The following is a 12854-nucleotide window of genomic DNA, read 5'->3' as shown; positions in this document are numbered from 1 at the left end:
ATGGCGGCGGACGGGATCGCAGAGGGCGCGCAGGGTCTGGCCGAGGCGGCGCGGGGGCTGGCGGACCAGGCCCAGGCGCTGGCGGCGCAGGCGCAGGCGGCGACGGCCGTGCCGGCGGGGGGGCACGGCTTCTTCCTCACCGGGGTGACGGTGGTCGTGCTGGCCTGCATCGTCGGCTACTACGGGGGGTGGCGGGTGACGCCGGCCTTGCATTCGCCCCTGATGAGCGTGACCAACGCGATCTCCTCGGTGATCGTGGTCGGCGCGCTGATCGCGGCGGGGCCGGCGGGGATCGGGGCGTCGAGCGTGCTGGGGGCCCTGGCGGTGCTGCTGGCCTCGGTCAACATCTTCGGGGGCTTCCTGGTGACCCGCCGCATGCTGGCGATGTACCGGAAGAAGGGCTGAGGCAGCCCGTACAGGCAAACCAAGACACGACGAGGGGATCGCGATGACGAGCCTGGCGGTGCTGGCGTATCTGGTGGCGGCGGTGTGCTTCATCATGGCGCTGCGGGGCCTGTCGAGCCCGGAGACGAGCCGGCAGGGGAACTGGTACGGGATCGCCGGGATGGCGATCGCGGTGGCGACGACGCTGGTGCTGCTGCCGCAGGTGCGGAACTACTGGCTGATCGTACCGGCGATCGCGATCGGGGGCGGCATCGGCTACGTGGTGGCGCAGCGGATCCAGATGACGGCGCTGCCGCAGCTGGTGGCGGCGTTCCACAGCCTAGTGGGGCTGGCGGCGGTGTGCGTGGCGGCGGCGGCGTTCCTGGACCCGGCCGCGTACAATATCGGCACGCCGGGGGCGATCCATGTCGGCAGCCTGATCGAGATGGCGCTGGGGGCGGCGATCGGGGCGATCACCTTCACCGGATCCCTGGTCGCCTTCGCCAAGCTGCAAGGTCTGGTCTCGGGCAAGCCGCTGGTGTTCCCGTTCCAGCACCCGCTGAACGCCGGCCTGGGCCTCCTGATCGTGCTGCTGATCGTGTGGATGTGCGCCGGGCAGTCGGGGGCAGCCTTCCTGCTGCTGATCCTGGTGGCGCTGGCGCTCGGGTTCCTGCTGATCCTGCCGATCGGCGGGGCGGACATGCCGGTGGTGGTGTCGATGCTGAACAGCTACTCCGGCTGGGCGGCGGCGGGCATCGGCTTCACCCTGCAGAACAACCTGCTGATCGTCACGGGCGCCCTGGTCGGGTCGTCGGGCGCCATCCTCAGCTACATCATGTGCAAGGGGATGAACCGGTCGATCATCAACGTGATCCTGGGCGGCTTCGGCGGCGAGGCCAATGCCGCCGCGGCCGGCGGCGCCTCGGGCGACCGGGCGGTGAAGCAGGGCTCGGCGGAGGATGCGGCCTTCGTGATGAAGAACGCCCGGTCGGTGATCATCGTGCCGGGCTATGGCATGGCGGTGGCGCAGGCGCAGCACGCGCTCAGGGAGATGTCGGACCTCCTGAAGAAGGAGGGGGTGGAGGTGCGCTACGCCATCCACCCGGTGGCGGGGCGCATGCCCGGGCACATGAACGTGCTCCTGGCCGAGGCCAACGTGCCCTATGACGAGGTGTTCGAGCTGGAGGAGATCAACCGCGACTTCGCGCAGGCGGACGTGGCCTTCGTGATCGGGGCGAACGACGTGACCAACCCGGCGGCGAAGTCGGACCCGGCGAGCCCGATCTACGGCATGCCGATCCTGGACGTGGAGAACGCCAAGACGGTGCTGTTCGTGAAGCGGTCGATGGCCTCGGGCTATGCCGGGGTCGAGAACGAGCTGTTCTTCCGCGACAACACCCTCATGCTCTTCGGCGACGCCAAGAAGATGTGCGAGGACGTGGCCAAGTCGCTGGCATAGTGCGTTGTCCCGATGTCTGACGACCGAGAGGCCTCTCGAAGGGACGAGCATTACGTCATCGACCTTTGCGATCAAATCCTTCGAAGATGTTCTGTGCGCCAGCATCGGTTCGGTTTCCTGCGAGGGGATCCGGATCGGCTTGGCCGGTCCAGATGCCTGCCGGTGGACGCCTTTTACGCCGATCTCGGGTTGGTCATAGAGTACCGGGAACGACAGCACAGTGAGCCGGTTGCCTTCATGGACCGGCGAATGACCGTCAGTGGTGTGACACGCGGAGAGCAGCGGCGGCGCTATGATGAGCGTCGCCGTGAGGTGCTTCGCGAGCAAGGCATCGCGCTCCTGGAACTGGACTATGTCTCGTTCAAGCACACTCCTCGAAAGAGGCTGCAACGCGTGCCCGACGATGAGGCCGTGATCCGAGCCCGGTTGGCGGCGCTCGGCATCATTGCCGAGTAGACGTTAGGTTCGCGTGCCGCGAACGGCAGCCTACGCGACGCTTTCCAGCTTCAGGCCCTTGCCGCTGGCTGCCTTCGGGCCAAACTCCTTGGTCTGCAGCCGAGGAGACAGGCCATGGCTGAAGCCGATCCGGGCGTCGAGGCCCATTACTTCGAGGATGGCGGTGCCGTGCCGAACAACCCGGCCCTGCCGCTGCTGGTCTATCGCCAGGTCAGCGGGCTCGGCCTCGGCGACATGGCGACGGCGATCGAGGCGCGCTTCGGCCAGAACGGCTGGGGCAAGGGCTGGCGCAACGGCATCTATCCGTTCCACCACTTCCACAGCAACGCGCATGAGGTGCTGGGGATCGCCGGCGGCCGCGCCAAGGTGCGGTTCGGCGGCGCCGGCGGCGTCTCGCTTGAGCTGCTGGCCGGCGACGTGGTGGTGATCCCGGCCGGGGTCGGCCACAAGCGCGAGGAGGGCAGCGGCGACCTGCTGGTGATCGGCGCCTATCCGCCGGGCCAGGACCCGGACCTGGTCAAGGAAGGTGACGGCGACGGCCGCGCCCTGCGCGACAGCATCCGCGGGGTGCCGGTGCCGGCGACCGACCCGGTGCTCGGCGCCGGCGGACCGCTGGTCAAGATCTGGCGCGAGGCCGAGGGCGGGTAGCCGGCCAACGGCAAGCCGTCGCAGCCCTGTCCGTTGCCGATCGACCGCGGCGACGCTATACAGCCCGTGTCGGAAAAGGCAGGCTTGGTTTGGTCAGCCCAGGCCCTTCCGGAAACGAAAGCTCTGGTCTCCCCCCCTGCGCAGGAGACCCCCGCGACGAACGGCGGACGCTGCGTCCTTGTGTTCGCCGGGGCGGTTCTCAGCCCCGCCGCTCCGGTCGAACGCCGACAGAGGAGTGGTTCATGCACGACCCGGCTCTCCATGATGTCGTGATCGCCGGCGCCGGCCCCGTCGGCCTGTTTCTGGCCTGTGAGCTGCGTCTCGCCGGCCTTTCGGTGCTGGTCCTGGAGCAGGCCGGGGACCCGCGTTCGCCCCTGAAGCGGCTGCCGTTCGGGATGCGCGGCCTTTCGGCGCCGACCCTCGAAGCCCTGTACCATCGCGGCTTGCTGGACGACGTCGCCGCGGCGCAGCGCGCGAAGGATGCATCGGGCGGCGGCACCGTGGCCGCCGCGCATTGGCTGCAGCAGCCGCGCCGCCCCGGCGGCCATTTCGCCGGCATCCCGTTCTACCAGGACGACATCGACAGCTCGCAATGGCCGTATCGTCTGCCGAGCCCGGCCGGCACCAGCATGCCGGTCGACCTGGAAACCCTCGAAACCGTTCTGGCCGCCCGCGCCACCGCGCTGGGTGTCGAGATCAGGCGCGGCGTCGGCGTCGCAGGCTTCGATCAGGCCGACGGGGTGACCATTCGCGCCGGCGGCGAGACCGTCCGCGGGCGCTGGCTCGTCGGCTGCGACGGCGGCCGCAGCACGGTCCGCAAGGCCGGCGGCTTCGACTTCGCGGGCACCGATCCCGAGTTCACCGGCTATTCCGTCGATGTCGAGTTGGCCGATCCGGACACGCTCCGCCCCGGCCGCCACTACACGCCGACGGGCATGTACACCTATGCGCGGCCCGGGACGGTGGCGATGGTCGAGTTCGACGGCGGCGCCTTCCACCGGGCCCGGCCGGTCACGCTCGAACATGTGCAGGCGGTGCTGCGCCGCGTCTCCGGCACGGACGTGACCGTGACGGCGCTCCGGCTCGCCACGACCTGGACGGATCGCGCCTGCCAGGCGACCGCCTACCGCAACGGGCGGGTGCTGCTCGCCGGCGACGCCGCGCACATCCACTCCCCCTTGGGCGGTCAAGGCCTCAATCTCGGGCTCGGCGACGCGATGAATCTCGGCTGGAAGCTCGCCGCGACCATCCGCGGCGACGCGCCGCCCGATCTGCTCGACAGCTACTGCGGCGAACGGCATCCGGTGGGGGCGCTGGTCCTCGACTGGTCGCGCGCCCAGGTCGCGCTCATGCGGCCGACCCGAAGCTCGCGCGCGCTCGAAGCCATCATGCGCGATCTGATCGGCACGCGCGACGGCGCGACCTACTTCGCCCGGCGCGTGTGGGGCGTTTCCCTGCGCTACGATCTCGGCGGCGACCATCCGCTGGTGGGCCGCAGCGTTCCCGACTTCGAGCTGGCCGACGGGACCACGGCCGGCGGTCTCCTCAGGACGGGCAGGGGGCTGTTCCTGGACTTCGACTCGCGCGCCTCGCTCCAGGCGCTGGCAGGCCGCTGGAAGGGACGGATCGCTTACGTCGCCGGCGACGCCAAGGACCGGCTGGGCCTGAGCGCCGTGCTGGTGCGCCCCGATGGTGTCGTCGTCTGGGCCGGCGAGGCCGCCCCCGACGAGAAGGACGCGTCCAGGGCCGCGTCACGCTGGTTCGGGGAGCCTGCTCATGGCTCCGCCTGATCCCTCCGGTTAACGCAATGTTCATTGCTTAACCGCCCGTACCTCGTTCATGATATGTTCCATGGACACAGGCGCGGACTCCGATCTCGACATCCAGGCCTACTGCCGCAGCCTCGCGCTGCAGCAGGTCCGGATGCTCACCCGCCTGGCCGAGATCGCCATGCAACTGGCCGAGGCCGAAGGCACCCGCGCCATTGAAGCGCAGGCCTGGGCCGCCCAGGCCAGGGCCGCCCAGCCCGAGGCCGATGAAGCTTCGGTGCAGGCGGCCCGGGCCGAGGCGCAGCAGGCCGGGATGGCCTTCGGCCGCTTCTCCCGCTCGGTGCAGCGCTCGCTCGACCTGCGCTCCCGCGCCGCCGCCGACCTCTGCGCCCGCGACAAGGCGGACCGGAAGGCCCGCCGCGCCCGCCAGCGCAACCATGTCACCGAGGCCTTCTACGCCCTGATCTGGGATCCCGGCCAGGCGACCCGGGAGCTCGACGAGGCCGATTACCACACCAACAATCTGCACGAGCGGCTCGACGCGCTGTACGAGGACGAGGAGGACCGGATCGAGGACCGGCCGGTGGGCGCGGTGATCACCGGCCTGGCCTGCGGCCTCGGCCTGTCCGACGAATGGCGCCGCCGGGCGGCCGACTGGTCGGACCCGCCGCACCCGCCGCCGCCGACCGGCACCCCGGCGGAGGTTCGGGAGCGGCGCCGGGCCCGGCTGCACGAACTGATGAGGCGGGCGTTCAAGGCCGTCGATCCTGCCAAGGCGCCCGGCCTCGAGGCCGGGATGGATACCCGGCTCGAGGAGCCCGACGTCCCGGCCCTGATCGACGCCGAGCCGCCCGCCCGGGCCGCCGCCCGCCTCTGCCGCTCCCTCGGCGTCGACTTCGCCGGCGACGACGAGGAGCCCCCCGAACCCCACGAACCAGGCAAACCCAGCGGACCCGACACCGGGTGACCGGCCTCTCCGCCGGCCGGCGGCTACAGCGTCTGGGCCGAGAAGGTGTCGCAGGTGGTCGGGGTGCCGCTGTCGAAGCCGCGGCGGAACCAGCGCACCCGCTGCTCCGAGCTGCCATGGGTGAAGCTGTCGGGCACGACATAGCCCTGGGACTGCTTCTGCAGCGCGTCGTCGCCGCCCGCGGCGGCGGCCTTCATCGCGCTCTCGATGTCGCCCGGCTCGATGAACCGGCTCTGCTGGTCGCCGCGCTTCGCCCAGACGCCGGCGAAGCAGTCGGCCTGCAGCTCGACCCGCACCGACAGCGCGTTGCCGTCGACCCCGCCGCGGGCGCGCAGCTGGCTGACCTTGTCCATGATGCCGAGCAGGTTCTGGACGTGGTGGCCGACCTCATGCGCCACGACATAGGCCTCGGCGAACTCGCCGGGCGCGCCGAAGCGGCGGCTCAGCTCGTCGAAGAAATCGGTGTCGATATAGACCTTCTGGTCGGCCGGGCAGTAGAACGGCCCCATCGCCGCGCTGGCCGACCCGCAGGCGGATTGGACGGCGCCGCTGAACCGCACCAGCCTCGGCGGCGCATAGCGGCTGCCGGCCTCCTGGAACACGGCGCCCCAGGTGTCCTCGGTGCTGCCGAGCACGGCGGCGAGGAACTGGGACATCTCGTCCTGCTGGGCGCCGGACGGGCCGGAAGCGGTCTCGGTCTGTGACGGGCCCGGGCCGGGGTCGACCTGCTGCAGCAGGGCCGAGGGATCGACGCCGAAGAACAGCGCCACCAGCACGATGACGATGGCGCCGATGCCGCCCACCCCGCCGACCGCGGCCGGGCGCATGCCGCGCCGGTCCTCGACATTGCTGCTGCGCCTCAGATTCTGCCACCGCATCGACGTCTCTCCCCTGATGCGCCCGGACAACCCGCCGCGGCCCGTCCGGTTCCATCCTAAGGCAGGAGCGTCGATCGTGCGATCCGCCATCGTTTCGCCGCGGGATCGCGCTTAGGATACGGGATCGCTTCGCTCTGGATGCTCCGCCTTGGTCCAGGCATGCCCGTTCTGACGTTTCGCCTGCTGGTCGCCTGGACGGTGCTCTGCCTCTGCGCGGCGGCCGATCCGGCCGAGGCCGCCAAATCCGGCCCGAACAGCTGCCGCTGGGCCTTCGACGACCGCTGCGACGAGCCGGGGATCGGCACCGGCGACTGCGCCTCCGGCACCGACACCGCGGATTGCCGGCCGGTCCGCGCCGGCGGCAACGACAGCTGCCGCTGGGCCGAGGACCACAGCTGCGACGAGCCGGACATCGGCACCGGCGTCTGCGCCGACGGCACCGACGTCAGCGACTGCCGGCCGCTCTACGCCCGGCGCAACCGCGACAACAGCTGCGCCAGCGCCTTCGACGACATCTGCGACGAGCCCGGCGCCGGCACCGGGCGCTGCGCCGTGCGCAGCGACACCGCCGACTGCCTGGGCCGCGACACCCCGGCCGGGATCCGCGACCACTTCTTCGGCCGCGACCAGCGCCGCCTGGCCCGGGTCGACCGTATGCCGTGGAGCGCGATCGGCGAGCTGACCTTCGACCACGGCGCCTGCTCCGGCACCCTGGTCGGCCGGCGGGTGGTGCTGACCGCCGCGCATTGCTTCATGCGCGACGACGATTCGCTGGACAAGCCGCGCCGCTTCCGCGCCGGCCGCAACGGCGCCAGCCAGGTGGCGGAGGCGGGCGTGGCCGGCTTCTTCCTGCCGCCGGGCTTCCGCCAGGGCCGCAGCCATGGCGGCGAGTCCTGGTACAGGCTCGACTGGGCGCTGGTCGAGCTCGACGCCGATATCGGCGACGTCACGGGCGTCATGGCGGTGCACCGCCTCAAGCCCGAGGACAAGGCCGAGATCGAGGCCGGGCGCTGGGTGCGGGTGATGCAGGGCGGCTACGCCTGGGACGCGCCGGACCGGATGACCGAGCATGTCGGCTGCCGCGTCGTCTCGCTGCGCGACGACGGCACGCTGCTGCACGACTGCGACATGACCAAGGGCGACAGCGGCTCGCCGATCTTCATCAAGCGGTCCGGCGGCTATGCCGTGGTCGCCGTGGTCAGCCGCTTCTACGGCGGCGACGACGGCAGCCGCTCGGCCTATCTGGCGGTCGACAGCCGGGCCTTCGAGAAGGCGGTGGCGAAATACGTCGCCGCCCATGGCGGCTGAACGGTGAGGGCCGTTCTCGCGATGCTCGCGGTCCTCGCCCTGGCCGGGCCCGTTCGGGCCGACGACAGCTGCCGCTGGGCCCGGGACGGCGCCTGCGACGAGCAGCGCTTCGGCGGCTCGGGCGAATGCGCCGCGGACACCGACGACGCCGACTGCGCCGCCTTCAAGACCGGCGACAACAGCTGCCGCTGGGCCTTCGACGGCCAGTGCGACGAGCCGGAGATCGGCACCGGCGAATGCGATGCCGGCCGCGACAGCACCGATTGCCGGCCGCTGCGCGCCGGCGGCGGCGACGGCTGCTACTGGGCGGGCGACGGCGCCTGCGACGAGCCGGGCATCGGCACCGGCGTCTGCCCGGACGGCACCGACATCAGCGACTGCCGGCCGCTCTACGCCCGGCGCAACCACATCAACAGCTGCGCCACCGCCTTCGACGATGTCTGCGACGAGCCGGGTCTCGGCACCGGCCGCTGCGCCGCCCGCAGCGACACCGCCGACTGCCTGGGCCGCGATACCGTCCCCGGCATCCGCGACCACTTCTTCGGCCGCGACGACCGCCGCATGGTCCGGCCCGACCGCATGCCCTGGACCGCGATCGGCGAGATCGCCTTCGACAGCGGCGGCAGCTGCACAGGCACCCTGGTCGGAAGGCGGGTGGTGCTGACCGCGGCCCACTGCTTCTTCCGCGACGACGGCGAGCGCGACGAGCCGAGCAGCTTCCGCGCCGGGCGCGACGGCGACAGGTCGGTGGCGGAGGCCGGCATCGTCTCGGTCCAGCTGGCGCCGGGCTACCGCCCCGCAGCGGATCGGGAGGAGGAGGGCCAGGGCTCCGACTTCGGCTCCGACTGGGCCATCCTGCTGCTCGACGCCGACATCGGCGACCGGGCCGGCATCATGGCGGTGCACCGGCTGACCGAAGCGGACGAGGCGCGGATCAAGGCCGGCGACTGGGTGCCGCTGGTCCAGGCGGGCTACGCCTGGGACGCGCCGGACCGGATGACGGCGCACAGCGGCTGCCGCGCCCTGGCGCTGCGCCGCGACCACACGCTGAAGCACGATTGCGACATGACCAAGGGCGACAGCGGCGGCCCGATCTTCATGAAGGAGAGGGGCGGCTACGCCGTGGTCGCCGTGGTCACCCGCTTCTTCCGCGACGGCGGGGCCGAGAACGCCTATCTCGCCGTCGACAGCCGGGCCTTCGCCGACGCGCTGCAGCGATACCTGGTCGCGCATGGGGGGTGAGCGCGGGGCGGGGATCGAGCCGCCTTCGTCGTTGCGCCGGGGGCGGAAGGCCCTAGCGTGCGGCACGTCATGACCGACGCTTTCAACGCCGCCCTCCTGCCCGAGGGATTCTACGACGTCCTTCCGCCCGACGCGGCGCAGGAAGCGGCGGTGATCGAACGCATGATGGCCGTCCTCGGCAGTCATGGCTTCGACCGGGTCAAGCCGCCGCTCGTCGAGTTCGAGGACACGCTGCTGTCCGGCGTCGGCGCCAGCATGGCGCGGCACACCTTCCGCCTGATGGACCCGATGGGCAGCCGCATGCTGGGCCTGCGCGCCGACATGACGGTGCAGGTCGCCCGCATCGCCCGCTCCCGCCTGGCCGCTGCGCCGCGGCCGCTGCGCCTGGCCTATGCCGGCCAGGTGCTGCAGGTGCGCGGCACCCAGCTGCGGCCGGAGCGGCAGTTCGCCCAGGTCGGCGCCGAGCTGATCGGCGGCGCCCAGCCGGCGGCGGATGCCGAGGCGGCCCTCTTGGCGGTCGAGGCGCTGCAGGCGGTCGGGGTCGACCGGCTGGCGCTGGACCTGACCGAGCCGACCCTGGTGCCGGCGCTGCTCGGCGCCCTCGGGGTGGAGGGCGAGGCCGGCACGGCGCTGCGCCACGCGCTCGACCGCAAGGACGCCGCCGCCGTCGCCCAGCTCGGCGGCACTGCCGCGGCGGCCCTTGGCGGGCTGCTCGCCGCCTCCGGCCCGGCCGATGCGGCGCTGGCCGCGCTCGCCGGCATCGACCTCCCGGCGGTGACCCGGCCGATCCTGGACCGCCTGGCCGAGGTGGTGCGGCTGATCCGCGCCTCGGCGCCGGACCTCATGGTGACGGTCGACTTCGTCGAGCATCGCGGCTTCGAGTACCACACCGGCGTCGCCTTCACCCTGTTCGCCCGCAATGCCCGCGGCGAGGTCGGCCGCGGCGGCCGCTATCGCGCCAATGGCGCCGAGGGCGAGGAGGCGACCGGCTTCACCCTGTTCATGGACACGGTGCTGCGCGCCGCCGCGCCGCCGCAGGCGCCGCGCCGGGTGTTCCTGCCGCGCGGCACCGCGCCGGGCGAGGGCGCCGCGCTGCGCGCCCAGGGCTATGTCACCATCGCCGGGCTGGAGCCCGGCGCCGATCCTCTCATCGAGGCGCGCCGCCTCGGCTGCGGCTGGGTCCTGCGGGACGGCCGGCTCGACGAGATCTGAGTTAGAAGGCACGAGGTATTCCGATGGCGAATGTGGCCGTGGTCGGCGCCCAGTGGGGCGACGAGGGCAAGGGCAAGATCGTCGACTGGCTGTCCAGCCGGGCCGACGTGGTGGTGCGGTTCCAGGGCGGCCACAATGCCGGCCACACGCTGGTCATCGGCAACAAGGTGCTGAAGCTGTCGCTGCTGCCGTCGGGCATCGTGCGGCCGGGCAAGCTCGGCATCATCGGCAACGGCGTGGTGGTCGACCCCTGGGCGCTGCTGGCCGAGATCGAGAGGATCCGCGCCCAGGATGTCGAGGTCGGGCCGGAGAACCTGCTGCTGGCCGAGAACGCGGCGCTGATCCTGCCGGTGCACGGCGCGCTGGACCGGGCCCGCGAGGCGGCGCGCGGCGAGGGCAAGATCGGCACCACCGGCCGCGGCATCGGCCCGGCCTATGAGGACAAGACCGGCCGCCGCGCCATCCGCGCCTGCGACCTGGCCGACGAGGCGGCGCTGCCGGGCAAGGTCGAGGCCCTGCTGGCGCATCACAACGCGCTGCTGCGCGCGCTCGGCGCCGACGAGGTCGACCCGGCCGAGCTGCTGGCCCAGCTGCGCGAGGTGGCGCCGAAGATCCTGCCCTATGTCGGCGTGGTGTGGGAGCGGCTGGACGCGCTGAAGCGCGAGGGCAAGCGCATCCTGTTCGAGGGCGCCCAGGGCGCGATGCTGGACATCGACCATGGCACCTATCCCTTCGTCACCTCCTCCAACACCGTCGCCGGGCAGGCGGCCGCGGGCTCCGGCATCGGGCCGAAGGGCGTCGGCTATGTGCTGGGCATCACCAAGGCCTACACCACCCGCGTCGGCTCCGGCCCGTTCCCGACCGAGCAGGAGAACGAGATCGGCCGCCGGCTGGGCGAGCGCGGGCACGAATTCGGCACCGTGACCGGCCGGCCGCGGCGCTGCGGCTGGTTCGACGCGGTGATGGTGCGGCAGGCGGTGAAGACCGGCGGCATCGACGGCATCGCCCTGACCAAGCTGGACGTGCTGGACGGCTTCAAGTCGCTGAAGATCTGCATCGGCTACGAGCTGGACGGCCAGGTGCTGCAGCATTTCCCGGCCGGCCAGTCGGCCCAGGCCAGCGCCAAGGCGGTCTACGAGGAATGGGACGGCTGGGAGGAGAGCACCAAGGGCGCCCGCTCCTGGGCCGACCTGCCGCCGACCGCCATCAAGTACATCCGCCGGATCGAGGAGCTGATCGAGGCGCCGGTGGCGCTGCTCTCGACAAGCCCGGAGCGCGACGACACCATCCTGGTGCGGGATCCGTTCGCCGACTAGGACGCCGGCCCGACGCGGAGGATCTCGCCGTCGCTCTCGTCGGTGAGCAGGTACAGCGCGCCGTCCGGCCCCTGCACCACCTGGCGGATGCGCAAGGCCAGATCCTCCAGCAGGTCCTCCGCCCCGGTGATCCGGTCGCCGTCGCGCTCCAGCCGCACCAGCTTGGGGATGGCGAGGCCGCCGACGAAGACGTCGCCGCGCCAGCCCGGCATCGCGTCGGCGGTGTAGAAGGCCATGCCGGAGACGCCGATCGACGGCGTCCAGTGGTAGATCGGCCCGGTCATGCCCGGCGCTTCGCGCCGGCCGGTGCCGACCGGGCTGCCATTGTAGTTCACGCCGTGCGAGACGACCGGCCAGCCGTAGTTCTTCCCGGCCTCGGGGATGTTGATCTCGTCGCCGCCCCGCGGCCCGTGCTCGTTGATCCAGAGCACGCCGGTGTCGGGGTTCAGCGCCGCGCCCTGGATGTTGCGGTGGCCGTACGACCAGATCTCCGGCAGCGCGTCCCGGCGATTGGTGAAGGGATTGTCCTCCGGCGCCGAGCCGTCCGGCCAGATCCGGATCACCTTGCCGAGATGGGAGCCGAGCTGCTGCGCCTGGTCCCGGAACTGGGCCTTGGAGCGTTCGCCGAGGGTGATGAACAGGTGCCCCTGCCGGTCGAAGACGAGGCGGGAGCCGAAATGCATGGCGCTGTCGAGCTTCGGCTTCTGCGAGAAGATCACCTCCACCCCGGTCAGCCGCGTCCCGTCCTCGCTCAGCCGGCCGCGCGCCACGGCGGTGGAGTTGCCGCCGTCGCCGGCCTCGGAGTAGCTGAGATAGACCATGCGGCTCTGGATGAAGGCGGGGTCGACCGCGACGTCGAGCAGCCCGCCCTGGCCGCCGGCGTCCACCTCCGGCACGCCGGCCAGCGGCTCGGAGACCTTGCCGCCGCCGATCAGGCGGAGATTGCCGTCGCGCTCGGTCACCAGCATCCGCCCGTCCGGCAGGAAGGCGAGGCCCCAGGGGTGGCTCAGCCCTTCGACGACGGTCTGGACGCGGATCCGGCCCTTCTCGGTGTCGTAGGCGGCGTCGACCGCGGCGGCCTCCGGGATAGGGGCCAGCAGGGCGGCGGCGGTGAGGGCGGGGGCGGCGAAGGCGGGGATGGGCACGCGCATGAGGCTCTCCTCGTCTCGGTCTCGACCCGTCTGACATGGGGGCGGGGCATCGCAGGCAACACTT

12 protein-coding genes are annotated in these 12854 nt (G+C 71.9%); 10 read left to right on the top strand and 2 right to left on the bottom strand.

The window, feature by feature from the left end; translation table 11 throughout:
• The 6 genes from LG391_RS15470 to LG391_RS15445 all read left to right on the top strand — a co-directional run bounded on the left by LG391_RS15470 (position 1) and on the right by LG391_RS15445 (position 5683).
• Positions 1-405, top strand: a complete 405-nt coding sequence (locus LG391_RS15470) for an NAD(P) transhydrogenase subunit alpha (RefSeq protein WP_225768887.1) — start codon at positions 1-3, stop codon at positions 403-405.
• A 43-nt stretch (positions 406-448) separates the two neighbouring features.
• Positions 449-1843 carry an NAD(P)(+) transhydrogenase (Re/Si-specific) subunit beta gene (locus tag LG391_RS15465; RefSeq protein ID WP_225768886.1) on the top strand — a complete coding sequence of 465 codons (1395 nt, stop codon included), beginning with the start codon at positions 449-451 and terminating at the stop codon, positions 1841-1843.
• A gap of 162 nt (positions 1844-2005) precedes the next feature.
• Positions 2006-2299 carry a hypothetical protein gene (locus LG391_RS15460; RefSeq protein ID WP_225768885.1) on the top strand — a complete coding sequence of 98 codons (294 nt, stop codon included), beginning with the start codon at positions 2006-2008 and terminating at the stop codon, positions 2297-2299.
• Between the two features lie 114 nt (positions 2300-2413).
• Positions 2414-2947, top strand: a complete 534-nt coding sequence (locus tag LG391_RS15455) for a cupin domain-containing protein (protein ID WP_225768884.1) — start codon at positions 2414-2416, stop codon at positions 2945-2947.
• 242 nt (positions 2948-3189) lie between these two features.
• Positions 3190-4737, top strand: coding sequence for an FAD-dependent monooxygenase (locus tag LG391_RS15450; RefSeq protein ID WP_225768883.1), 1548 nt, complete (start codon positions 3190-3192; stop codon positions 4735-4737).
• Between the two features lie 61 nt (positions 4738-4798).
• Positions 4799-5683 carry a hypothetical protein gene (locus LG391_RS15445; RefSeq protein WP_225768882.1) on the top strand — a complete coding sequence of 295 codons (885 nt, stop codon included), beginning with the start codon at positions 4799-4801 and terminating at the stop codon, positions 5681-5683.
• Positions 5684-5706: 23 nt separating this feature from the next.
• Here the strand turns inward: LG391_RS15445 and LG391_RS15440 are convergent, their stop codons facing one another.
• Positions 5707-6561 (bottom strand): neutral zinc metallopeptidase, encoded by an 855-nt coding sequence (locus tag LG391_RS15440; RefSeq protein ID WP_225768881.1) that lies wholly within the window; start codon positions 6559-6561, stop codon positions 5707-5709.
• Between the two features lie 159 nt (positions 6562-6720).
• On the opposite strand from LG391_RS15440, the gene LG391_RS15435 reads away from it, so the two are divergent.
• The 4 genes from LG391_RS15435 (at position 6721) to LG391_RS15420 (ending at position 11639) form a co-directional block, all read left to right on the top strand.
• Positions 6721-7869, top strand: coding sequence for a serine protease (locus tag LG391_RS15435; RefSeq protein ID WP_225768880.1), 1149 nt, complete (start codon positions 6721-6723; stop codon positions 7867-7869).
• A gap of 3 nt (positions 7870-7872) precedes the next feature.
• Positions 7873-9111 carry a serine protease gene (locus LG391_RS15430; RefSeq protein ID WP_225768879.1) on the top strand — a complete coding sequence of 413 codons (1239 nt, stop codon included), beginning with the start codon at positions 7873-7875 and terminating at the stop codon, positions 9109-9111.
• 69 nt (positions 9112-9180) lie between these two features.
• Entirely contained in the window at positions 9181-10323 is a 1143-nt protein-coding gene (locus LG391_RS15425; protein ID WP_225768878.1) for an ATP phosphoribosyltransferase regulatory subunit, read from the top strand.
• Positions 10324-10346: 23 nt separating this feature from the next.
• The gene (locus LG391_RS15420; protein ID WP_225768877.1) at positions 10347-11639 is read left to right on the top strand and encodes an adenylosuccinate synthase; all 1293 of its coding nucleotides are present in this window, start codon (positions 10347-10349) and stop codon (positions 11637-11639) included.
• Here the strand turns inward: LG391_RS15420 and LG391_RS15415 are convergent.
• Positions 11636-12790, bottom strand: a complete 1155-nt coding sequence (locus LG391_RS15415) for a PQQ-dependent sugar dehydrogenase (RefSeq protein WP_225768876.1) — start codon at positions 12788-12790, stop codon at positions 11636-11638. The genes LG391_RS15420 and LG391_RS15415 overlap by 4 nt on opposite strands.
• Between the last annotated feature and the right edge of the window lie 64 nt (positions 12791-12854).

It is taken from the genome of Inquilinus sp. Marseille-Q2685, assembly GCF_916619195.1.
In the GTDB taxonomy this organism is placed as follows: Bacteria; Pseudomonadota; Alphaproteobacteria; order DSM-16000; family Inquilinaceae; genus Inquilinus.
The sequence above is the reverse complement of the archived record's forward strand: the minus strand, read 5'-3'. Positions and strand labels throughout refer to the sequence as shown.

Bases quoted from the DNA above. Each gene is read 5' to 3' on its own strand.
- LG391_RS15470 (WP_225768887.1), top strand. From the start codon at position 1: ATGGCGGCGGACGGGATCGCAGAGGGCGCGCAGGGTCTGGCCGAGGCG.
- LG391_RS15465 (WP_225768886.1), top strand. From the start codon at position 449: ATGACGAGCCTGGCGGTGCTGGCGTATCTGGTGGCGGCGGTGTGCTTC.
- LG391_RS15455 (WP_225768884.1), top strand. From the start codon at position 2,414: ATGGCTGAAGCCGATCCGGGCGTCGAGGCCCATTACTTCGAGGATGGC.
- LG391_RS15450 (WP_225768883.1), top strand. From the start codon at position 3,190: ATGCACGACCCGGCTCTCCATGATGTCGTGATCGCCGGCGCCGGCCCC.
- LG391_RS15445 (WP_225768882.1), top strand. From the start codon at position 4,799: ATGGACACAGGCGCGGACTCCGATCTCGACATCCAGGCCTACTGCCGC.
- LG391_RS15440 (WP_225768881.1), bottom strand. From the start codon at position 6,561: ATGCGGTGGCAGAATCTGAGGCGCAGCAGCAATGTCGAGGACCGGCGC.
- LG391_RS15435 (WP_225768880.1), top strand. From the start codon at position 6,721: ATGCCCGTTCTGACGTTTCGCCTGCTGGTCGCCTGGACGGTGCTCTGC.
- LG391_RS15425 (WP_225768878.1), top strand. From the start codon at position 9,181: ATGACCGACGCTTTCAACGCCGCCCTCCTGCCCGAGGGATTCTACGAC.
- LG391_RS15420 (WP_225768877.1), top strand. From the start codon at position 10,347: ATGGCGAATGTGGCCGTGGTCGGCGCCCAGTGGGGCGACGAGGGCAAG.
- LG391_RS15415 (WP_225768876.1), bottom strand. From the start codon at position 12,790: ATGCGCGTGCCCATCCCCGCCTTCGCCGCCCCCGCCCTCACCGCCGCC.